The organism is Rubricoccus marinus, assembly GCF_002257665.1.
GTDB classification, from domain to species: domain Bacteria; phylum Bacteroidota; class Rhodothermia; order Rhodothermales; family Rubricoccaceae; genus Rubricoccus; species Rubricoccus marinus.
Genome location: NZ_MQWB01000001.1, coordinates 515,905 through 536,780 on the forward strand (window position 1 = coordinate 515,905; position 20,876 = coordinate 536,780).

Sequence of the window (20,876 nt, forward strand, 5' to 3'; positions counted from 1 at the left end):
CGGCTAGAAGACCCGGATCAGGTCCAACTCCTTCGCGTAGCGGCCGGGGTCGCGCTGCACGTCCTGCAAGAGCTGCTGGAGGCTGGCGGCGGCGGAGTTCGCGTTGTGGTACAACGAGGGGTCGCGCAAGAGGAGGCCCAGCGAGGAGGAGTCGCTTTTCGCGAGGGCGAGCGTCTGCTCCAACTCGGTCGAGAGGAGGGTGAGCTGCGCGAGCGCGGATTCGGCGTTGCGGAGCGTCCGGTTGAGCTGCGCGACGGTCACGGAGACGGAGTCCGCGTTGCTGTCCACGGTTTGTCGGAGCGTCTGCGTCGTCGCGCGGATGTCGACGGCGACATCGTTAGAGAGGTCCGTACCGAGCGTGGAGAGGTCGTTGGAGAGCCGTTCGGCGCTGCCGGCGGCGCGCTGGAACGAGGCCAGCGTTTCCCCGACGCGCTCGCGCTCGGTCAGGAGCGTTTGCGTGGCGGTCTGCGTGAGGAAGCGGAGCTGCGCGAGGACCGCCGTCACGTCGTCGCCGGAGTTGGCGAGCGTCTCGTCGAGCGTGGTGAACACGCTCACGGCACGGAACAGCGCGCTATCGGCGCGGGCCGTGAGGCCGGTGGACTCGCCGGCGAGCAAGTCGAACAGGTCGGGCGTCGAGATCGCGCGCAACGTGTCCCCGGCGATGAGGGGCCGCCCGGCGTCCCCGCCATCGGGTGGCGTAAGCTCGATGTTGACCTCACCGAGCGCGCTCAGGCCGCTCGTGCCGACCTTCACGCCGCGGGGGATCTGCACGTCGCCGTCGATGCCCATGGTGATGTACACCTCGCGTGCGTCGTCGCTCAGGCGCACGCTCTTTACAGAGCCCACGTTGACGCCGTTGAGACGGACAAAGGCCCCTGGCGTGAGGCCCTGCGCGTCGTCGAAGACGACGACGACCTCATATCCGCCGCCGAAGAGCGGCTGGTCCTTGAGAAAGCGGATGCCGAAGAAGATGACCACGACGGCCATCAGGACGGCGAGGCCGACTTTAATTTCGTTGCTCATGAGGAGGCGGCGCCCGCCGTGCGGGAGGGGTTGCCGATCTGGTATTCGTTGGCGCGGACGAAGCGGAGAAGCGTGGGGTCGGTCGCGGCGTGGAGGTCGTCTACGCTCCCGCTCCAGTGCATCTGCCCCTCGTGGAGGAACGCGACGTGGTCGGCGATGCGGAGGACGGAGTGCATGTCGTGGGAGATCACAACGCTGGTCGTGCCGAGCTCGCGCCCGAGGCGTTCGATGAGCTCGTCGATGGTGCGGCTCGTCTCCGGGTCCAGGCCCGAGGTGGGCTCGTCGTACAGGATGTACGCGGGCTCGATGGCGATGGCTCGCGCGAGGGCGACGCGTTTCTGCTGACCGCCCGAGAGTTCGCTGGGCGTCTTTTTGCCCATGTCGGGAAGCTCCACCAACTCCAGGCATTCCAGCGCCCGGCGCCGGGCCTCTCGCGCGTTGAGGTCGGTAAACGTGTGGAGCGGGAATTCCACGTTCTCGATGGCCGTCATCGAGTCGAACAGCGCCCCCCCCTGGAAGAGGACGCCGAACTTGCGGCGCACGCGTCGGAGATCGGAGTAGGAGAGGTCATCCAGCGGCGCGCCGTCCACGATCACGCGCCCCGCGTCCGGCTTGAGCAGCCCGACGAGGTGCTTGAGCAGCACGCTTTTGCCCGAGCCCGAGCGGCCGATGATGCACGTCGTGCTGGCCTCGGGGATGGTGAGCGTGACCCCCTTGAGCACGGGCCGGCCGGCAAAGCTCTTTTCCAGATCGCGGACTTCGATCATCGCGAGGGGCGGGAGGCGGGTGAAGAGGGGAGGGGGCTTCTGGCGCAGATCGTGAGAGGCCTCTGGCGCCAGAGGCTAGGCAAGAGGGCGCGCTCGCTGAGGATTCGGAACTCGGAACCCACCATCACAGCAAGAGCGCGGCGCAGACGTAGTCGGCCACGAGGACGAACACGCAGGCCATCACCGTCGCGCGGGTGGTCGCCTCGCCGACGCCTTCCGCACCGCCAGCGGCGTTGTAGCCGGTATAGCACGCCACGCTCGTGATCGCGAAGCCGAAGACGATGGACTTCACCAGGCCGAAGAACACGTCGTACGTCTTGAAGTAGAGGCGCGCGCCTTCCCAGAAAAGCCCCGCTGAGACATCGGGCGATGCCTCAGCGACGACCATCCCGGACAGCATGCCGACCGACGACGCTACGACGTATAGCATCGGGAACATGAGCACACCCGCCACCACGCGCGGGACCACGAGGTAGCTCAGGCTGTTGATGCCCATCGCCTCTAGCGCGTCGATCTGCTCCTTGACGCGCATCGTGCCCAACTCCGCCGCGATGCGGGCGCCGACGCGGCCGCAGAGCACGAACGCGGTCACGAGCGTGCCCAACTCCAGCAGGATGGACTGCTGCGCAAACGTGCCGACGAGGGTGGACGGCAGAAGTGGGTTCTCCAACTGGTAGATCGCCTGCACGACCACCACCGCGCCTGTAAACGCCGTCGCCAGCGCCACGATCGGGATCGACTCGATGCCGATCTGCACCATCTGCGTCGTGATGTTGCGGAGGTACAGCTTGGGGCTGAGGTCGCGTGGCAGGTTGAACGCCCGGATCAGCAGTAGCGCGTACGCGCCGATCCCTTCAACCCACCGCAACGGCTTCGCGAAGAGCGGGAGCAGCACGCGGCCAAAGAAGGAGCGCGGTGGGGCAGGGGCGGTCTCCATGCGGAGCGTGGGAGCGGACGCCCGGAGGGGGCGTGACGGTCGGGTGTCAGCGGGGCGGCGTATCCTCCGTTTCGCCAGAGGCGGAAACGGCGGCGGTGGGCCGGGTGGTGAAGGTACTCGGAGCCCCGCACGGCGGGTCTACAGACCGGCGCGCACGCTGTTTCTCCTCACGCCCGCCCTGCGGCGCGCTCGGGTTCTCGCCAGAGGCCTCTGGCGCCCGCTCCCCATTCGCCAGAAGACCTGGCGCTACCCCCCCGCTCTCCCCCGATGGCCAAAGCAAAGACCCACTACGTATGCCAGGACTGCGGGCACGAATCGCTCCGGTGGCAGGGGCAGTGCCCCGGTTGCCGCGAGTGGAACACACTTGTAGAGGAGGCGCAACCGCAGGAGATCAAGGCCAAGGTGATGCGCGCGGCCTCTGGCGGCGGCACGAGCAGCGGCGCGCGGATGCGCGGGGCCTACGGCGAGACGCGCCCGCAGCGGATCTCGGACGTCAAGATGAGCGAGCGGCCACGGCTCGTGAGCGGGGTAGGGGAGCTAGACCGCGTGATGGGCGGCGGCGCGATGGTGGGCGGCCTCACGCTTGTGGCGGGTGAGCCGGGAATCGGTAAGTCCACGCTGATGACCGAACTGGGGCGGCAGTTCGGCGCCAGAGGCGAGGTGGTGCTCTACGTGACGGGCGAGGAAAGCCCGCAGCAGGTCAAGCTCCGCGCCGAGCGCATGGGCGTTTCCGCAGATGGCCTCTTGTTGTTCGCGGAGACCAACGTGGAAGCCATCGTGGCCGCGGCGTACGACCACCAGCCGGCGGTGATGATCATCGACTCCATCCAGACGGTCTGGCGCCCGGACCTGACAAGCGCGCCGGGCTCGGTCACGCAGGTGCGCGAAAGCACGGCGGCGCTCCTCGCGGTCACGAAGTCGCTGCCGACGACGACGTTTCTCGTCGGCCACGTGACCAAGGGCGGACAGATCGCCGGGCCGCGCGTGTTGGAGCATATGGTGGACACCGTCCTCCACTTCGAAGGCGACCGGCACCACGCCTACCGCGTGCTCCGCGCGGTGAAAAACCGCTTTGGCCCGGCGCACGAGATGGGCGTTTTCGAGATGCGCGAACAGGGGCTCGTCGAGGTCGGCAACCCGAGCGCGCTTTTCCTGGCCGAGCGTCAGTTCGGCGCCAGCGGCTCGGCGGTCGTCGCCACGACCGAGGGGACGCGCCCGCTGCTGGTGGAGGTGCAGGCGCTCGTGGCGAGCACGTCCTACGCCAACCCGCAGCGCACAACGACGGGCTTCGACAGCAAAAAGCTGCAGGTGTTGCTCGCGGTCCTGGAAAAGCGCGAGGGCATCCGCATGAACCAGCACGACGTGTTCGTCAACGTAGCGGGCGGCGTGCGGCTGGACGAACCGGCCGTCGATCTCGGCGTGGCGCTTGCCATCGCGAGCAGCGCGCGGGACGTACCGCTGGACAGCAGCACGGTCGTGTTCGGCGAGGTGGGGCTGGGTGGCGAGATCCGCGCGGTCAGCCGCGTCGAAGCGCGCCTAGCAGAGGCTAAGCAGATGGGCTTCGAGGCGGCGATGCTTCCCAAAGCGAACATGCGGGGCTTGAAAGCCCCCAAGGGGATCAAGCTTGTCCCGGTCTCGCGCCTCAAAGAAGCCATCGACCTCGTCGCCTGAGCCTCTGGCGCCGGAGGCCCGAGTGGAGCCCTACCTATGGCCCTGAGGGCGGAGGGCTAGCGCGCCAGAAGCCTCACGAAAAAGAGCCCGGACACCGATCAAGGAGTCCGGGCTGTGGGGTGGCCAGGTCGGCGTCTACCGCGCGGAGCGTAGGTGCCAGGGAGCGGGTGGAGCGCTTGAAGAGGGGAGGCGCCGTGCGTCGGGAGGAGGCAGGGGCCCACAAGCGGTCAACGTCGCGGGAGGGGGGCCGGTGGAGGGGCACCGCACGATACGCCCGCACATGCCCGGGGTCCCTTGTGAGAACCAACTTGGGGGTCTCCCCGGTGTCGTGTGCTAGGGAGGCGGCCTCTTCGCGCACATACCCCTCGCCAGAGGCCTGCAACCGCGCGGATCCTCTGGCGGAGCAGGGCACACCACACGGCGCCCCGCGTATAGGTAGTCTCCGTACAATAACCCGCCGCTTGGCCTGGTTGTGCCCAGCGCGCGTCCCGCCCCCATGCCCGAGCTCACCGACGAGCAACTGGTCACCGCGTACCTCGAACGCGGCGACCAACAAGCTTTCTCCATTCTCATCTCTCGTCACAAGGAGAGGATCTTCGGATTCCTCGTGGGGATGGTGCGGGATCGCGAGATCGCGAACGATCTGTTCCAGGACACGCTTTTCCGCGCGATCCAGGCCATGCACAAGCGGCGCGGCGCCTACGAGCGCCAGAACCGCTGGATCGCCTGGGTGATGCGCATCGCGAGAAATGCGGCGCTGGATCACCTCCGCAGCCGCAAGAAGTGGAGCGATGTGGACCGCGTTGACAATGAGGACGCGGGAGCGTCGTTCTGGGACCGACTGCCAGATGAGGCGCCGGACGCGGGCGCGCTCCTTGGCCGCGCCGATCTCTGGAAAGAGGTCGAGGCCGCCATCGACGAGTTGCCGCCCGAGCAGCGCGAGGTCGTGCTCATGCGGCATCAGTCGGAACTGACCTTCCGTGAGATTGCCGAACTGACCGACGTGTCGATCAACACCGCGCTCGGGCGCATGCGCTACGCGCTTATCAACCTCCGCAAGATTCTCGATCCCGAGTGGTTCGATGATGTACAGACGGACAGCCTTCCCGGTGCGCCCCGCCCCTCCGCGCGGGCCACGCAGACGAAGCCCGTCGCCTGACGCTCACACGACCCCAGCGCCTCCGCACGTTCGGTACTCCTTCCCTCCTGATATGCCCGACGGACTCTCCGTCATCCGCCGCATCGCCGGCCTCTCTGTGCCTGCCGGGTCCGCCCCGGCCTCTGGCGCCGACGCCGTAGAAGCAGCGGTCCTCACCCAGTCTCTCCAGGCGCTCGACGCGCTGCCGCGAGTCCAGCCCGACGACTCGGTCCTCGCGCAGATCGCCGCACGTGCGCTCGACGCGTCCGAGGTGGGCGCCCTGAGCGCGATCCGTGGAGCCTGTGGCCTCGGCCCGGCGCAGCCGACCGTTGAAGGCGCCGTTCTGGCGCAGTCTCTTGCAGCGATGGACGCGCTGCCGCCGTCGCTTCCTACGCCAGAGGCCGAAGCTGCCGTTTCGGCGCACGCGCAAGACGCCACGTTTGCTCCTCTGCATTCCGCGCTGAGCGCCTCTGGCGATACCGAGGCGGCCTCAGGCGTGGAAGAGGGTGTGCTCTCGCAGTCGCTCCAGGCGCTTGATGCGCTCCCTGCATACGCCCCGTCGCCAGAGGCGCTCGACGCTGTCTTGGCCCGCGCCGCGCAGCTCCAGCCGCCGGTAGAGTCGCCGGCCTCTGGCAAGATCGAAGAAGAGGTGGCCCGTCAGTCGGAGTCGGCGCTGGCTTCGCTGCCCACCTATTCGCCCTCGGCGGACGCCGTCGCGGCCGTGTTGGCCCGCGCGCAAGAGGCCACGTTTGCGCCTCTGCTGGAGGCCTCTGGCGAAGGCGAGGCAACGGGCGTTGAGGCCCAGCTTCTGCGGCAATCGCTTCTGGCTCTGGACGCGCTCCCGGCCTACGCGCCGAGCGCCGCCGTCCTCTCCGCAATCGAAGGGGCCGCGCTCAACGCGACGTTCGCGCCGCTCCACGCCGCCTATGGCGATGGGGAGTCCTCGACGCCAGAGGCTGGCCTCCTAGCGCAGTCCAAGCAGATCCTAGACGCTGCGCCGGCCTATGCTCCAAGCGAGGCCGCGCTTGCTGCCGTTTTCGCTGCGGCGGCGTCGGCCTCCAGCGGAACGCCTCTTGCGGAGGCTTCAGCTGCGACGCCCGCGCTTCGCCAGAGGCGCGCTTCGGACCGCGAGGCGGTGCGCGCGGCGCGTCCCCGCAGGATGCGTGGCATCGTCGCGGGCGTTGCTACGCTTGCCGTCGCGATACTCGCGGCGGTGACGTTGCTCGATCCCGGTCTCGGCGTGGTCTCGCCAGAGACGGAGATGGTGGCCTCGGAGGATATCGTGGAGACGACTCCCGCACCGGCGGCTGAGGAGAGCCCCGTCGTGGTGCCCGCCCCCGAAGAGCCGCAGCCCGAGTTTTTGGCGGTGGCCCCGCAGCCGCCACGTCCGGTTGTCCAGCGCTCGGCGCCTCGCGGCCCGTCGGCTGAGGGGTTTCAGCCGGCCGTGGCCCGCCAGGCGGCGCCCGCACCGACCCAAACACCTCGCGCGGCGCAGGCAGCGCGAGAGGCCGCCGCCTCGGACCTCGCAGACGCGACGTTCGCTTCCTCCGAAGCCACGACGGAATGGGAGGCTGGCGAAGACGTCCGGTTGCTCTCGCTGCGCTTGAAGCAGCTCCGCGAGCAAAACACCGGCCTGGAGTGGGACGAGCCCGCGGTCGCGTTTGGCGGGGCCTCTGGCGCCGGCGCGGGCACGACCCCCGGCATCCAGGCCGTTCGGGAGACGGCGCCTCTCGGGCGCGCTCTTGTCCGTTCTCGTACGCCTTCTACCGACCGCTAATGACTCGCGTACTCGCCGCCGCCGCCCTGGCACTCGTCCTCGCCGCCCCCGCGCGCGCGCAGACCCCCGCTGCGACGCCGGTCCGAAACCTGTCCGTGATCGGTGAGGCCCCGCGCGGAGCGGAGATGGCGCCGGCGTCGCGCATGTTCGAGATCCGCGAGGGCGCTCTGTGGCTGGACGGCCGCAAGCTCCCGCCAGAGGCCATTCCGCAGGGCATCGACCTTTCGGGCATCATCGTGCAGATGGAACTCGTCGGGCCCGTGATTCCGGTGGTGGAGGTAGACGGAGCGCCGTTCGTGTTTGAGAGCGAGAGGTTGGTACCGTTTGCGCAATCCTCCAAAGCCGGCAACGCGGTGTACATCATGGGCGAGGAGATCCTCGTGCCCTCGACCTCGCCAGAGGAGCGGCTGGACCCGGTCGTAAACGAGATGTACCGGCGCCAGCTCTCGGAGGCGGACCGGGCGCTGTACAACCAGATGGAGCGCGAGGCGCAATTGGAATACGAGATCGACGAGCTGGCCGCGCGCGCCCGCACGCTCGCTCCCGGCCAGGGCTACGACACGATCACGACGGACCTGCGCCAGAGGCTCCAGACGTTGTTCGACCTCAAGCAAGAGATCCGCGCCGAAGAGCTCGACCGCGCCGAGTCCGAACTCCGCGCCTTGAGGTCGGTCCTCGCGGAGCGGCGGTCCATGCGCGACCAGATCATCGACCTCCGCCTCCGCGAGCTCCTCGGGCTCGAAGCCGTCGAGCGGTAGGGGCCTCTGGCGGCGAGCGCAGAGGCAAAGCGGACCCCGTGCGATTCTTTTTGTACCCGTCTAGCTGATGGGCGGCAACGGATTGCGGCGCCTCGCATGAGAAGATGTGCGAGAGGCGCGGCTTTTCTTTACGTTGTGGATAACGTGCGCTCCCGTCCCAATCGGTGAGCGCCGTTTAAGACTCGCTGACGGTACACCGATGCCCAGGACGATTCTTCCTGGCACGGCTCTTGGGGGAGCCTCCGTACCTCCCTCGCACTCGGCCCCTGACCGATGACGATTTTCGCTACGCTCCCGCTCCTCTTCCGCGCTACGCTCGCGGGTTTCTTGACTCTCCTGGCGATCTCGCCAGACGCCCACGCCGCTCCGGCCGCAGGCGCCCCGGCGGTAGAGACAAAGGCCTCTGGCGCGCCGAGCGCTGAGGTCTCCGGCGTAGCCGCTCGGATTGAGCGGGTGTCGTTCGCGCGGCGATCAGACGGGCGGGGGTACGTCGTCCGCGTCCACGCAACCGACGCCGTCGACGATTTCAGCGTGAGCCAGCAGGAGGGCGCCGTGGTACTCACGATGCACGGCGCGCGCCTCGCCAGAGGCGTCCGGCGGGGCGACGCGCAGGGACCCGTTCGTTCCTACCGGATCGACGCCGCTGGCGACGACGTGACGATCCGGTTCGCCGTGAGTGGGACGGTCCAGGTTGCCGCCTACCCCGACCGCGAGTCCGACGACCTCCTCGTGGCGCTGTCTACGATGTCTCAGCCGGTGGCCCAGGGACCGACGCCGCGCGGCACCACGCCACCCGTGCAGCAGACCAGCACCCCGAGGCCTTCGCCGGGCGGAACGACGGTCGGGGACACGAACTGGCGCCTGGACACGATCGTACTCGATGCCGGGCACGGCGGTGACGATCACGGCGCCGTTGCCAACGGCACGAGCGACAAAGAGGTCGCACTAGGCGTGGTGCGCCGCCTGGGCGAGATGATCGAGAACGAGTTGGGCGTGCGCGTGGTCTACACCCGCACCCGCGACGACCAATTCCACGAACTGCGCGAACGCGGGCGGATCGCGAACCGGGAGGGTGGAAAGCTCTTCATCTCGGTCCACGCAAACGCTGCGGGCTCCTCTCGCGCCAGAGGCACGGAGACGTTCTTCCTCGCGCCGCACCGCTCGGAAAGCGCGCGCCAGGTGATGGAGCGCGAGAACTCCGTGATCCAGTTGGAAAGCGACCCCAGCCTCTACGCCGACTTCGACGACGAGGGCGGCATCCTCCGCTCGCTCGCGATGAGCGCGTACCAGGAAGAAAGCCAGCTGCTGGCGACGCTCGTGGAGCGTGAGTTCTCGAACGCCGGCCGCCACAGCCGTGGCGTGAAGCAGGCACCGTTCCTCGTGCTGTGGGCCGCGTCTATGCCCGCCATTTTGGTGGAGACCGGCTTTATCACGAACCCGGACGAAGCCCGCTTCCTGGCTTCCGCCGACGGGCAGGAAAAGACCGCGCGGTCCATCTTCCGCGCCGTGAGGGCATACAAAACGCGCTACGAGCGCGGCCTACGCCTCGCGTCGAGCGGCTGAGCCTCTGGCGCCAGAGACCCCTCGACCAAGCCGACGCGGCTTGGGAACGCAGATGAGCGCGAGCACCGCGATGGCGCCCGCGCTCAACGGGGGAGGGATAGGTAGGGCGCGGGCAAGACCACGCCAGAGGCCTCGCGCCTTTACTCGTCAGAGTCGGGCAGCTTGAAGTCAACCGGGAGTACGAACCGGACCTTGACGGCCTGGCCGCGCTGGCGCCCGGGCGTAAACCGCGCCGCACGGACGGCGGTGAGCGCGGCCTCACACAGGCGCTCATCGGGGCAGCGGAGGGCCTGCGCATCCTGCACGCCGCCGGTCTCGTTGATGACGAACTGCACGAACACCTTGCCTTCGACACCGTCCGCCTTGGCCCCTGGCGGATAGACGAGCGAGCGCTGCAGCGCCTCAAGGCCGCCGACCAACGCTGGCGGCGCCTCCACGACCTCGAAGACGGCCGGAGCTTGCGGCGAGTTCGGGTCTATGTCGCGCGCCTCGTCCGCGCGGCGCTCTGCTGCCTCGCGCATCTGGCGCATCCGTACGTCCCGGTCCATCGGCACGAGGCCGATGCGGAGCTCTTCATCGGCCTGGGGGACGACGGTGAGCGGCACGTAGCCGACGAACGTGACGCGGATCTGCACGTCGCCAGGATCCACGCCGTTGAGCATGAAGTCGCCGTCGAGGTCCGTCGCGGCGCCGATCTGAGTGTCCACCACCACAACGTTCGCGCCGACCAACGGCGCGCCCGTGGTGGCGTCCGTGACGTTGCCGCGGATCACGCGCGCCTCTGGCGCCAGAGGCGCGGCATCTGCTGGGGCCTCTTCGAGAGGAGCCGGCGCCACGACTGGCGCAGCGGGCACCACAACGGCGCGAGAGGCGGGAGCCGTCGCTGCCTCTGGCGAGACGAGCGTCCGCGCCTGCGCGGGGGGACCAACCGCGACCGCGCCCGCGAGGGCAACGGCGCCGAGGAAAAGCGTGAGCGCGAGGGCCTGTGCCGCTCGGCCGAGGCGGCGCAGGCGGGCGGGAGAGAGGGGGAGCGACTGCATGGTTGTGATACGGGACGTGAGGGAACGGGAGCCTCTGGCGGCGCCGAGCGCGAGCGACGGCGAGGAGAGGCGAGAAAACGACAGGAGCAGATCGGCGTAATCGCGCCGCTCCTCCGGGCGCGAGGCGAGCACGGCGGCGTCGGTCGCGCGCTCGCGGTCGAGGTCGATGCGTCCAGCGAGCGCGCCCATAAGCGGGTGCCAGCTAAAGAGCGCCACGGCAGCGCGCTCGGCCACGCCAGAGGCGAAGTCGCCGCGGGCCACGTGCGCGATCTCGTGCGCGAGGACGAGACGGAGCCGCGCGGGCTCGCTCGTCAACTCGGCCGGGACCACCACGACAGGCCGTCGCCAGCCGTACGTGTAGGGGACGGTCGGCGTCGCGGTGGTAACGGCCCGGACGGCGCGGTGCACGCCTGAAAGCCGCGCGAGGTGATCCGCCTGCGCCTGCACGCCCGCGTCGGGCGTGGTCTCGCCTGCCAGGTGCCGCAGCCGCCAGAGGCTTCTGGCGAGCACGCCCAGCCGGACGATGGCGACGAGCGCTGCGGCCACGAGCGCGAGCCCCGCGAGCATCGGCGCCAGAGGCACCGGCGAGGTTGCTGCGGGACCGGCGGCCTCTGGCGCGCCGCCGACGGTGAGCGTCGGGAGCGCGAGCGGCGTCGGCGTGAACGCGGCCACGCGCTCGGCCGCTTCGGCAGGCAACAGGCCTGGAAGCGCGAGCGCGGCCAGGACGCCGACGGGCAACGCCCATAGCATCGCGCGCCGAACGCCGAGCGCGACCACGGGGTGCGTGCGCGGCCGGAGCCGGAGCGCGGCTTCGGTGGTGAGCGCTGCGAGCGTCCAGACCGCTACGGGAAGCCAGAGCGCGGGGAGCGCCCAGGCGCCCATTTCCACGAGAGGGAGGAGGATCTCACGCATCGTCAGAGGGGTCTGGGGCGCCAGAGGCCTCTGGCGCGTCGAAGCCGTCCACAATGGCGCGGAGGCGCTGGCGGTCGGCGTCGGAGAGGTCGGCGTCCACGAGCGTTTGGACGAGCGAGGCGGGGTCGCCGCCGAACACCTTGTCGAGGATGCCTGAGAGGACGGACCCACGGACGTCCTCGGGACGCCGCTTGGCGGTGTAGACGTAGGTCTGCCCGTCGCGCTCGTAGGCGAGGTAGTCCTTCTCGGCGAGGTTTTTCATGACGGTCATCACCGTCGTGTACGCGAGGCGCCGGTCGCTCTGGATCCGGTCGTGAACCTCGCGGACTGTCGCGCGGCCAAGCGCCCAGACGTGGCGGAGGACTTCCATCTCGGTTCCGCCGAGAGGCGTAAGGGGGTTTCGCATGGGAGGGCGGAAGGTGTCGTGTTCTAATCGTACGAACTGGATAGTAGGGTGTCAAGGCAGAGACTCGTTTCGCCTCTGGCGTGTCCTCCTGAGGCGGCGCGACCGATCTTGCGGCTCTCACCCGGTTTCCTATGCGCCTCGTCCTCCTGGCTCTCTCCCTGTTTATCGCCGGCTGTGCCTCGTCCCCGCCTCTAGCGCCAGAGGCGGACGCTCCGTGGCCCCCAGAGCGCTTGGATTCCGAGTTGCAGAGCGCGGTTGAGAAGCTCGCCAGAGGCTTCCGCGGACGCGTGGGCGTCTACGTGCGGCACCTCCCGTCTGGCCGGAGCGCAGCGCTCCGCGCCGATAGCCTCTTCCCGACGGCGAGCATGATCAAGGTGCCGATCCTCGTCGCAACGATGGAGGCAATCCACCGCGGTGACCTCGCGTGGGACGAACCCCTCGTCTTTCGCGACTCGCTCCGCTACGACGATCACGGCCTGATCGGCCTCTTGCGCGACAGCGCGCGCATCGAACTCCACGTCGCGGTGGAGGCGATGCTCTCCGCTTCCGACAACAACGCCAGCCTGTGGCTCCAATCGCTCTCTGGCGGTGGCGCGCGCATCAACGAGATCCTCGCCGCCAGAGGCTACACCGGCACGCGCATGAACAGCGGGACCGATGGCCGCCGCGCGGACTGGGAGCGGTATGGATGGGGCCAGACCACGCCGCGTGAGATGAGCCACCTGGTGCGGGAGATCGTGGACCGCGACGTGGACATCGTCTCGCCCCAAGCTGATGAGCGGATGCACCGCGCCCTCACGCGCACCTTCTGGGACGGCGAGGCCCTGTCTGCGATTCCACCCGGCGTGCAGGTCGCGAGCAAGCAGGGAGCCGTCAGCGCCTCGCGTTCCGAAGTCCTCTACGTCCACGCGCCCTCCGGCCCCTACGTGTTCACCGTCATCACCGACGCGCAAGAGGACCAGAGCTGGGGCGCGGACAACGAGGGGTTTGTGTTGCTCCGTGAGCTATCGGCGTTGTTCTGGCGCACCTTCGAGCCCGAGAGCCGCTGGCGTTCCGCCTCCGACGGAACGTTTGAGCTGGAACAGGTGGAGTAGGCTAGCGGCTGCCCCTAGCGACTTACCGTCACGCGCTGCGCTGCGCTCGCGCCAGAGGCCACGAGCCGGACGACGTAGACCCCGGGCGCGAGGCCTCTGGCGTCGAGTGGTGCCTCGTGCGCGCCGGCGCGGAGAACGCCTTGGACAAGGACGGCGACCTCGCGGCCGAGCACGTCGAACACGGACAACTTCACCGGGCCTGGCGCTCCCGTCTCGAACCGCACCACGCCGTCCCCACGCACCGGGTTTGGCGCCAGAGGCTGCATGCGAGCGCCCGAGCGGTCAGCCGGAGCCTCTGGCGTGGCCGTCGTGCCCAGGCGGTCTTGGAGCTGGCGGCGGTAGAGCGAACTCGGCGAGAGACCGGGCCGGTCGGTCCCCTCGATGTACGAGCCGGTGTTGCCCACGAACGGCCCGGAGTCCAGCGCGGGCCCCTGCGTGCCGATGGAGTAGTTCTGCGCCGTCGGCGGCTTCTCCACGATGAGTGGGGCGCCGTTCATGTCTGCGTTCCACGCCACGCAGTTCGCGCACGACCAACCGTGCGACGTGCCGTAGCTGCCGCGGTTGCCCATGTGGAGCCGCCGCGCCGCCCACGTGTTGCCGGTCGAGCCGAGTTCGGTGTGGCCGTCCCACAGGAAGCCCGTGCCCCACTTGCGGTGCGCCTCGCTGGACGTGCTCGCGTCTTCGGAGACGTTGTCTAGGAAAACGATCCCCGAGTCCAGCGTCTCGCCGTTGCCCACGTATGCGTGCCGCGCTTCGGTGGCGCGGTTGCCTTCGAACAGCACCAACTGAGAGCGCTGCGCCTCGAAGTTGTAGCGCCGCTCGCCGGTGACCTGGGAGTGCGGCTCCAGCGCCTCGCAGTCCTGAATGGTCACGTATCGCGAGTTCTGGACGCTGAAGCCCGCGTGCCAGAAGTGCAACGCCGTCACGCCAGAGGCCCACGCGTTCTCCACGAGCAGAAAGCGGACGGCGTCTTCGGCATGGGTCTCGCTCGTCGGTCCAGCCGTCTCGATGTCGATCCGAAGGTTTTCCAGTCCCACGTTCTCGATCACGCCGCGCATGTCGCGGTGATACACGAACGATGGCGAGAGGCTGGCGTCGAGCTGGGTAAACGTCGGGGCGTCCAGCGTCAGGGTCTGGCCGTCCACACCGGTAACGGTCCGCACGAGCGCGATGGGCATATCGCCGACCTCCCAGTCCGGGTCGCCGAAGGTGCCACCGCCGTCCACCGACGCGATCCACTCCGCCGTTGCGGGGTGGAACACCACGACCTCATCGCCAGAGGCAAATACGCCAGGGGTATCTACCCTGAACGACGTCGCGCCGATCGGTACGACGGCGTCGGCGATGGAGGAACTCCCTCGGGAGACGTCCTGCCGAATGATCGCCTCCGTACTGACCGACGTGCTCGCGCCGAGGACGACGATGGGCGCTTGGCTCGTCCCGCTGCGTTGGAGAATGGTGCTCGTCGCTGGGTCGTCCCCGTCGCCCGCGCCGCGCAGGACCACCCCGCTTTTGGCGACCCGTAGCGTGCCGCTGATCTGGTACTCGCCGGCTGCGAGGACGACCGCTCCTCGGAAGCCTCTGGCGTCGGGCGTTTGCGCGCCCACGGCGTCGAGCGCGGCCTGGATGCGCTGCGTGTCGTCGCCCTCCAGCGCCGTCAGCGTGAGGCGCGCGGCCACCTCTGGAAGCGGTACGCCGCCACCCTGGTATCCCGCGTTCGAGAAATCCGGGACGCGGTTGCCCTCGCTGTCGGTCGCGTAGGTCAGCGCCCCGCTGGCCCCTTCGTACACGATGGCCGATTCCCACGCGCTCTGCGCGGCGGCGCCAGAGGCGAGAAGGCCCGCGAGGATGGCGGGGGCGAGCAGGCGAGCAAACATGGCGCGGGTGGTGGCCTCTGGCGAAGGATACACGGGGAGTATCGGCCGCGTCGCCAGAGGCCTGAACTCGGACCACTCGGCCGGCCGTGGGAGAGGGGCGCTGAGCGATTCGGCGCCAGCGGCCGGTACACTCCAAGGTGGCGCGCTTCACGCGCACAGGAGGCTGCCCGATGGGTGATGCTCCACGTGTGGTTCCGAACGCGAGCTTCGTCTTAGGCGGTCCCAGCAAAACGTAGGTGCATCTATCTTCGCCTCGGGCTCCGTTTCGCCCCCTTCGCTTAATGAGCGCCTCGGTTCGCTCGGCACGAGCGTCACCGCTCCCTTATCCCCTTAGACATGACGCGTATCCTGGTAACCGGTGCGGCAGGCTTCATCGGCTTCCACACCGCGAAGCGCTTCCTGGCTGAGGGTGTTGATGTGGTGGGGGTGGACAACCTGAACGATTACTACGACCCCCAACTAAAAGCCGACCGCCTCACGCTCCTGGCGGCCGAGCAGGGGTTCGATTTCCACGAGTTGGACCTCGCAGATGGCTCTGCGGTCGCGGCCCTTTTCGACTCCAACCCGTTCGACGCCGTAATCAACTTGGCCGCTCAAGTTGGCGTGCGTTACTCCGTAGAAGCCCCGGACGTTTACGTCCAGAGCAACCTCGTGGGGTTTGCAAATATCCTTGAGGGGTGTCGGCATGGAAAAGTAGGGCACCTAGTGTACGCGTCATCGTCGTCCGTCTACGGCGCGAACACGGCGATGCCCTACTCGACGAAGCATTCAGTGGACCACCCGATGTCGTTCTACGCTGCGACAAAGAAGGCGAACGAGGTCATGGCACACTCCTACAGCCACCTGTACGGCCTTCCGTCTACGGGCTTGCGCTTCTTCACCGTCTACGGACCGTGGGGGCGGCCAGACATGGCGCTGTTCCTGTTCACGGAGGCCGTCCTCAACGGGGACCCGATCAACGTGTACAACGAGGGCCGGATGCAGAGAGACTTCACGTACGTGGGCGACGTGGTCGAAGGGATTTACCGGGTTGCGAGGAGGCCTCCAACAACCGACGCCGACTGGTCCAGCGATGCGCCAGACCCAGGCATGAGTGGCGTCGCACCGTTCAGGGTGTATAACATCGGGAACAGCGAGCCGGTAGAGCTTCTCCGCTTTATCCGAGCTATTGAGGAAGCGACCGGATGCGAAGCCAAGATGAACATGCTTCCAATCCAACCTGGAGATGTTCCTGCGACCTACGCTGATGTCAACCAGCTAATGTCGGATACGGGGTACCAGCCGAGCACGTCCGTCGAAGAGGGGGTTGCGCGTTTTGTGCACTGGTACCGCGAGTATTACAAGGTCAGAACACTCGCGTAGAGACCGGCTGGTGCTCTAATGCGTAGTCTGATTCTTTTCTCGTTTCAACGCCCAATACAGTTGTCTCTGTCACATCCCCTTAACGTACTGTTCCTGATCAACGGACTGGGTCAGTCCGGTGGGGCAGAAATGTCTTTGCTAGAGTTGCTTCCCGGTTACGTCGAACGGGGCGTCCGGCCAACGATCGCCGTCCTCAAAAGTCGACCAGAAGGGGAGCGCGAAGCTGAGCGCCGAGGAGCCGAGGTTGTCCGGTTGCATGGAGAGGGATGGCGCGCGTGGGCGGGGGCGTTTCGCCGCTTGGTCGGGGAGCGCCAACCAGATCTCATCTACACGTCGTTGTTTGAGGCAGACCTCATTGGGCGGTTCGGTAGGATCGGGCGGCCGATTCCTGTTCTCGGCTCCTTCGTCAACACCTATGATGACCCGACTGGGCTGGAGCAACGGGCGGAGCCCTCTGCAAAGCGGCGTCTTGCTGAGAGGGTTGATAGATACTCCGGTCGCATTTGGACGGACCACTACCACGCGGTTGCGGAAGCGGTCCGAGACTCCTACGTGCGGGGATACGGGGTTCGCCCAGACAAGATCACGGTCGTACATCGGGGCCGAGCACGGGGACGCCTGGGAGAACCTTCGCGTGAACGCCGCGCAGCAACCCGTTACCAATTGGGCGTTCCAGAGGGGGCTCCGGTGCTTGTTAACGTGGGACGTCACGAGACGCAGAAGGACCAGAAAACCTTCGTGGAAGCCGTAGCGCTCGTGCGCAAGACCCTTCCTAATGTCAGGGCCTTCGTGCTTGGAAGGGAAGGAACGACCACGCCTTTACTTCTCGGCAAGATTAAAGCTCTCGGCGTGGAGGAGAATGTCTCCCTGCTCGGCTACCGAGCCGATGTACCAGACATCGTGAGCGCATCAGACGTCTTCGTTTTTCCGTCGCTGCGTGAGGGCGCTGCAGGTTCGGTTTTGGAAGCGATGGCGCTCGGTCGTCCCATCGTAGCCTCCGACATCCCGGCCCTTCGCGATATCCTTGGAGGGGGGGCAGGCGCGCTTGTTCCTCCTTGCGATGCCTCCGCGTTTGCTCGCGCGATCGTTGACCTCCTTTCTAATACTGAGCGCGCGTCTCTTCTAAGCCGAACCGCCCTTCGCTGCTTCGAAGACACACACTCGCTGGACCACGTGGCAGACCGGATGGTTGCCCTGTTCCGATCCGTCGCATCTGGACAAGGAGGGTTGGTCCCCTCATCGTAGCCGCCGCCATCAACGGTAAGGCAGAGCTTCCTGAGGCGTATACAAAACGGCCCGCGCAGATGCGCGGGCCGGTCGGGGTGGGCTCTACTGGATTCGAACCAGTGACCTCGTCGATGTCAACGACGCGCTCTAACCAACTGAGCTAAGAGCCCGCTGAACGGTCGCCCGTTCGAGGGGACGCGAAGATAGGCCGTCGGAGAAACCGTCGGCAACCCACGGAGCGAGAGAGCGTGTGAATCGGCCGTGCGGAAGGTGACGCCCAGAGCCCGGGCGCGCTTCACATTTACCGAAACCCCGGGTGGGATGCCCGGCTGGGCCTCTGGCGCGAGTGAGCCTCTGGCGCTGCCAGAGGCCGTTTGTCTGGACTCCGGGCGTGAGGGCGTGACAATACCGATAGGTGTAGAGGCGCCCCCCCCGAGGAAACGGGGGCCGTGGCACGCGCTTTGGAAGGCGACGGGCGTTCTCCGCCTCCAATGTTCCGACTCGACCCCCACCTCCCGCACGCGCCCGCAGCCCCCGCCGCGTTCCTCGACGCCGCGCTCCAGCAAGCCGCGCGTGACGCAGACGCCGTGCCGGGGGCGTACGCTCGCGCACCGTGGGGCTTCCGACCCGCCACGCCAGCGGCTAAGCGGATCTTGGACGACTTCGAGGGGCGCAGCCGGTCGTGGATCGTGGTGACCTGCCGGCGGAGCGACGCCCAAGAGCATACGCGCGAGCGGTGCCTGACGGCGATTCAGCGCTACCTGCTCTCGTTAGCCGTCGAGGGCGTGGACGCGACGTGGATCGGCTCTGGCCTGCCAGAAGGGCTCGAAGACGTTTCCGAGATGCTGCCTCGCGAGGAAATCCTGGGCGTGGTGCGTCTGGACAGCGCCTGAGCCTCTGGCGCGCCGCCAGAGGCCGGACCGGTGCTCGCGCAGGTGCGTTTGAGAGCGCCACACCCGACGCACCCTGGCGATGACTCTCGACCTCCACCACGCGCACCCCTGGGACGTCACGCCGAAAGAAGCCGTCCAGATCCAGCGAGACCTCGCGCCGCTCGTGCGCGAAGAGCCTCTTGCGTTCGACGCTGTCCGAACCGTCGCGGGGCTGGACGTGAGCGTGCGTGACGACCGCGTGCGAGCGGCCATCGTCGTGCTGGACGTGCGCGAGATGGCCGTCGTGGACCAGGCGATTTGGGAAGGTCCGACGCCGTTTCCATACGTGCCAGGGTTGCTCTCCTTCCGTGAGGTCCCAGCCATTCTGCCCGCGCTGGAGCAACTGGGGGCGTTGCCGGACGTGCTCATGCTCGATGCCCAGGGCTACGCGCACCCCCGGCGTTTCGGGCTCGCGTGCCACCTCGGGGTGCTTCTGGAACGACCTGCGTTTGGCGTCGCGAAAAGCATCCTCGTAGGGAAGCACGGACCTCTGGCGGAGAAAAAGGGGAGCGGCACCGAACTGATCCACAATGATGAAACGGTGGGCATGGCCGTCCGCACGCGCGAAAACGTCAAGCCGGTCTACGTCTCCGTCGGCCATCGCGTCACGCTGCGGGACGCGTGCCTCCTCACGGTCCGCCTCGCGACGAAGTACAAGCTCCCGATGCCGACGCACCTCGCGCACCGGCTCAGCTACCGCGGGGAGTTGTAGCCTCTGGCGCCGCGCCGGAGGCTGGGGTGTTGCGCCGCTGTCAAGAATCGCGCGGCGGCGGGACGCCGTCCGGGTTCGCGCGTTAAACGGGTCAACCGAATCCTAAGCATGGAAGCCACTATCAGCTCTGGGACCACCCAGAACCCCGGCGTGCCCGACGCCTTCGCGCACCCGCGCGGCCTGTTCTGCAACCGCACCCTCAACCTCCGCAGCATCGAGGCCATCGGCTACGACATGGACTACACGCTGGTCCACTACCACGTCGAGCTGTGGGAAGAGCGCGCGTACGCCTACGTCCGCCAGGGGCTCGCCGCCAGAGGCTGGCCGGTGGAAGATCTCGTGTTCGACCCGTCGCTGGTTATCCAGGGGCTCGTGGTGGACACCGAGACCGGCAACGTCGTCAAGGCCAACCGCTTCGGCTACATCAAGCGCGCCTTCCACGGCACGCGCGCGCTGAGCTACTCCGAGCTCCGGGATACGTACCGCCGCTCGCTCGTGGACCTGCACGACCGGCGCTGGCGGTTCATGAATACACTGTTCTCGATCTCCGAGGCGGGGATCTACCTCCAACTCGTGGACCTGCTGGACGCCGGCAAGCTCCCCGAACGGCTGGGCTACGACGACCTGTACCGGACGGTCCGCGAGACGCTGGACGCGGCGCACATCGAAGGCCTGCTCAAGGCCGAGATCCTCGCCAACCCCGAGCGCTTCGTCGAAGCCGATCCCGAGGTGCCTCTGGCGCTGCTGGACCAGAAGATGGCGGGCAAGAAGGTGCTGCTCATCACCAACTCCGACTGGGACTACGCCGCGCCCATCATGGAGCACGCGTTCGATCCCTACCTGCCGGGCGAGATGACGTGGCGCGACCTGTTCTCCCTCGCGATTGTGGGCGCGCGCAAGCCCGCGTTTTTCAACGAGTCGGCGCCCGCGTTTGAGGTTGTGGGCGATGCCGGCGAACTGCGGCGCGTGAGGGGACCGCTCGAAGAAGGGCGGGCCTACGTCGGCGGGCACGCGGCGCTCGTGGAAGCGAGCCTCGGCGTGCGTGGCGACCAGATCCTCTACGTAGGCGACCACGTGTTCTCGGACGTCCGCGTGAGCAAGCAACTCAACCGCTGGCGGACCGCGCTCGTGCTCCGCGCTGTTGAGGACGAGATCGAAGCAATGGACGGGTTCGCCCCGCAGCAGGAGCGCCTGACGCGACTGATGGAGCGCAAAGAGCGCCTGGAGGCCTACGCCTCGGCGCTCCGTCTGGAGCGGCAGCGCAACGCCGAGGGCTACGGCCCTCGGACCGACCGCGACCCGGACGAACTCCAGGCTCGGTTCGAAGAGGTGCGAGAAACGCTCGTCCAACTCGACGCCGAGATCTCGCCTCTGGCGAAAGCCTCGGGCCGGCTGGTCAACGAGAATTGGGGGCCGCTACTGAGAGCGGGGAACGACAAAAGCCTGCTCGCGAGCCAGATGGAATCCAGCGCGGACATCTACACCGCGCGCGTCTCCAACTTCCTCCACTACACGCCGTTCGTGTACCTCCGCAGCCGTCGCGGCTCGCTCCCGCACGACGACGCGACGCCTCAGGACGGGGGACTGGAAGCCGCCGCTGAGGATCTCGGCATCGAGGACTTCGGCGACGGAAGCGCGGCGGAGTAGCAGCGGGCCTCTGGCGCCAGAGGCCTCCGGGCC

The 20,876-nt window shown here is 67.8% G+C and carries 17 protein-coding genes and 1 tRNA gene; 11 read left to right on the forward strand and 7 right to left on the reverse strand.

Translation table 11 applies throughout. The features are described from left to right. Window positions 1-3: 3 nt before the first annotated feature. The 3 genes from BSZ36_RS01950 to BSZ36_RS01960 all read right to left on the reverse strand — a co-directional run bounded on the left by BSZ36_RS01950 (window position 4) and on the right by BSZ36_RS01960 (window position 2,685). The gene (locus tag BSZ36_RS01950; RefSeq protein ID WP_094545477.1) at window positions 4-1,023 is read right to left on the reverse strand and encodes an MlaD family protein; all 1,020 of its coding nucleotides are present in this window, start codon (window positions 1,021-1,023) and stop codon (window positions 4-6) included. Further along, a complete protein-coding gene (locus BSZ36_RS01955; protein WP_094545478.1) occupies window positions 1,020-1,790 on the reverse strand; it encodes an ABC transporter ATP-binding protein in 771 nt (256 codons plus the stop codon). The genes BSZ36_RS01950 and BSZ36_RS01955 overlap by 4 nt, the downstream gene beginning before the upstream one ends. Window positions 1,791-1,914: 124 nt before the next feature. Next, entirely contained in the window at window positions 1,915-2,685 is a 771-nt protein-coding gene (locus BSZ36_RS01960) for an MlaE family ABC transporter permease (protein ID WP_218827524.1), read from the reverse strand. Between the two features lie 309 nt (window positions 2,686-2,994). Here BSZ36_RS01960 and radA point away from each other — a divergent pair, with 309 nt between their 5' ends. From radA to BSZ36_RS01985, 5 genes are all read left to right on the forward strand, one after another. After that, complete coding sequence (gene radA, locus BSZ36_RS01965) at window positions 2,995-4,398, forward strand: DNA repair protein RadA (protein WP_094545480.1); 1,404 nt, start codon at window positions 2,995-2,997, stop codon at window positions 4,396-4,398. Window positions 4,399-4,894: 496 nt separating this feature from the next. Beyond that, window positions 4,895-5,557: an RNA polymerase sigma factor gene (locus tag BSZ36_RS01970; RefSeq protein ID WP_094545481.1), complete on the forward strand. Its 663-nt coding sequence runs from the start codon at window positions 4,895-4,897 to the stop codon at window positions 5,555-5,557. Between the two features lie 52 nt (window positions 5,558-5,609). Next, window positions 5,610-7,313, forward strand: coding sequence for a hypothetical protein (locus BSZ36_RS01975; protein WP_094545482.1), 1,704 nt, complete (start codon window positions 5,610-5,612; stop codon window positions 7,311-7,313). Then, a complete protein-coding gene (locus tag BSZ36_RS01980; protein ID WP_094545483.1) occupies window positions 7,313-8,071 on the forward strand; it encodes a hypothetical protein in 759 nt (252 codons plus the stop codon). Before BSZ36_RS01975 ends, BSZ36_RS01980 begins: the two co-directional genes overlap by 1 nt. Before the next feature lie 273 nt (window positions 8,072-8,344). Then, window positions 8,345-9,634 carry an N-acetylmuramoyl-L-alanine amidase family protein gene (locus BSZ36_RS01985; RefSeq protein WP_094545484.1) on the forward strand — a complete coding sequence of 430 codons (1,290 nt, stop codon included), beginning with the start codon at window positions 8,345-8,347 and terminating at the stop codon, window positions 9,632-9,634. A 140-nt stretch (window positions 9,635-9,774) separates the two neighbouring features. On the opposite strand, the gene BSZ36_RS01990 is transcribed toward BSZ36_RS01985, so the two are convergent. Together BSZ36_RS01990 and BSZ36_RS01995 are read right to left on the reverse strand one after the other, a co-directional pair. Next, a complete protein-coding gene (locus BSZ36_RS01990; protein WP_094545485.1) occupies window positions 9,775-11,586 on the reverse strand; it encodes a TonB family protein in 1,812 nt (603 codons plus the stop codon). Then, window positions 11,579-11,992 (reverse strand): BlaI/MecI/CopY family transcriptional regulator, encoded by a 414-nt coding sequence (locus tag BSZ36_RS01995; RefSeq protein WP_094545486.1) that lies wholly within the window; start codon window positions 11,990-11,992, stop codon window positions 11,579-11,581. The genes BSZ36_RS01990 and BSZ36_RS01995 overlap by 8 nt, the downstream gene beginning before the upstream one ends. Before the next feature lie 131 nt (window positions 11,993-12,123). Here BSZ36_RS01995 and BSZ36_RS02000 point away from each other — a divergent pair, with 131 nt between their 5' ends. Beyond that, window positions 12,124-13,086, forward strand: a complete 963-nt coding sequence (locus BSZ36_RS02000; RefSeq protein ID WP_094545487.1) for a serine hydrolase — start codon at window positions 12,124-12,126, stop codon at window positions 13,084-13,086. Between the two features lie 14 nt (window positions 13,087-13,100). On the opposite strand, the gene BSZ36_RS02005 is transcribed toward BSZ36_RS02000, so the two are convergent. After that, complete coding sequence (locus BSZ36_RS02005; protein ID WP_094545488.1) at window positions 13,101-14,963, reverse strand: T9SS type A sorting domain-containing protein; 1,863 nt, start codon at window positions 14,961-14,963, stop codon at window positions 13,101-13,103. Between the two features lie 336 nt (window positions 14,964-15,299). Here BSZ36_RS02005 and BSZ36_RS02010 point away from each other — a divergent pair, with 336 nt between their 5' ends. After that, the gene (locus BSZ36_RS02010) at window positions 15,300-16,325 is read left to right on the forward strand and encodes an NAD-dependent epimerase (protein WP_094545489.1); all 1,026 of its coding nucleotides are present in this window, start codon (window positions 15,300-15,302) and stop codon (window positions 16,323-16,325) included. Between the two features lie 129 nt (window positions 16,326-16,454). Then, window positions 16,455-17,570, forward strand: coding sequence for a glycosyltransferase family 4 protein (locus BSZ36_RS20130; protein WP_425442693.1), 1,116 nt, complete (start codon window positions 16,455-16,457; stop codon window positions 17,568-17,570). A gap of 78 nt (window positions 17,571-17,648) precedes the next feature. On the opposite strand, the gene BSZ36_RS02020 is transcribed toward BSZ36_RS20130, so the two are convergent. After that, window positions 17,649-17,722, reverse strand: a tRNA-Val gene (locus BSZ36_RS02020). 321 nt (window positions 17,723-18,043) lie between these two features. On the opposite strand from BSZ36_RS02020, the gene BSZ36_RS02025 reads away from it, so the two are divergent. From BSZ36_RS02025 to BSZ36_RS02035, 3 genes are all read left to right on the forward strand, one after another. Then, a complete protein-coding gene (locus BSZ36_RS02025; RefSeq protein ID WP_094545491.1) occupies window positions 18,044-18,445 on the forward strand; it encodes a hypothetical protein in 402 nt (133 codons plus the stop codon). A gap of 79 nt (window positions 18,446-18,524) precedes the next feature. Beyond that, entirely contained in the window at window positions 18,525-19,196 is a 672-nt protein-coding gene (gene nfi / locus BSZ36_RS02030) for a deoxyribonuclease V (RefSeq protein WP_094545492.1), read from the forward strand. 108 nt (window positions 19,197-19,304) lie between these two features. Beyond that, the gene (locus BSZ36_RS02035; protein ID WP_094545493.1) at window positions 19,305-20,843 is read left to right on the forward strand and encodes an HAD-IG family 5'-nucleotidase; all 1,539 of its coding nucleotides are present in this window, start codon (window positions 19,305-19,307) and stop codon (window positions 20,841-20,843) included. Window positions 20,844-20,876 lie beyond the last annotated feature (33 nt).

Bases quoted from the DNA above. Each gene is read 5' to 3' on its own strand.
- BSZ36_RS01980 (WP_094545483.1), top strand. From the start codon at position 7,313: ATGACTCGCGTACTCGCCGCCGCCGCCCTGGCACTCGTCCTCGCCGCC.
- nfi (WP_094545492.1), top strand. From the start codon at position 18,525: ATGACTCTCGACCTCCACCACGCGCACCCCTGGGACGTCACGCCGAAA.
- BSZ36_RS01975 (WP_094545482.1), top strand. From the start codon at position 5,610: ATGCCCGACGGACTCTCCGTCATCCGCCGCATCGCCGGCCTCTCTGTG.
- BSZ36_RS02025 (WP_094545491.1), top strand. From the start codon at position 18,044: ATGTTCCGACTCGACCCCCACCTCCCGCACGCGCCCGCAGCCCCCGCC.
- BSZ36_RS01970 (WP_094545481.1), top strand. From the start codon at position 4,895: ATGCCCGAGCTCACCGACGAGCAACTGGTCACCGCGTACCTCGAACGC.
- BSZ36_RS20130 (WP_425442693.1), top strand. From the start codon at position 16,455: ATGTCTTTGCTAGAGTTGCTTCCCGGTTACGTCGAACGGGGCGTCCGG.
- BSZ36_RS01995 (WP_094545486.1), bottom strand. From the start codon at position 11,992: ATGCGAAACCCCCTTACGCCTCTCGGCGGAACCGAGATGGAAGTCCTC.
- BSZ36_RS02035 (WP_094545493.1), top strand. From the start codon at position 19,305: ATGGAAGCCACTATCAGCTCTGGGACCACCCAGAACCCCGGCGTGCCC.
- BSZ36_RS02005 (WP_094545488.1), bottom strand. From the start codon at position 14,963: ATGTTTGCTCGCCTGCTCGCCCCCGCCATCCTCGCGGGCCTTCTCGCC.
- BSZ36_RS02010 (WP_094545489.1), top strand. From the start codon at position 15,300: ATGACGCGTATCCTGGTAACCGGTGCGGCAGGCTTCATCGGCTTCCAC.
- BSZ36_RS01985 (WP_094545484.1), top strand. From the start codon at position 8,345: ATGACGATTTTCGCTACGCTCCCGCTCCTCTTCCGCGCTACGCTCGCG.
- BSZ36_RS02000 (WP_094545487.1), top strand. From the start codon at position 12,124: ATGCGCCTCGTCCTCCTGGCTCTCTCCCTGTTTATCGCCGGCTGTGCC.
- BSZ36_RS01990 (WP_094545485.1), bottom strand. From the start codon at position 11,586: ATGCGTGAGATCCTCCTCCCTCTCGTGGAAATGGGCGCCTGGGCGCTC.
- BSZ36_RS01955 (WP_094545478.1), bottom strand. From the start codon at position 1,790: ATGATCGAAGTCCGCGATCTGGAAAAGAGCTTTGCCGGCCGGCCCGTG.
- radA (WP_094545480.1), top strand. From the start codon at position 2,995: ATGGCCAAAGCAAAGACCCACTACGTATGCCAGGACTGCGGGCACGAA.
- BSZ36_RS01950 (WP_094545477.1), bottom strand. From the start codon at position 1,023: ATGAGCAACGAAATTAAAGTCGGCCTCGCCGTCCTGATGGCCGTCGTG.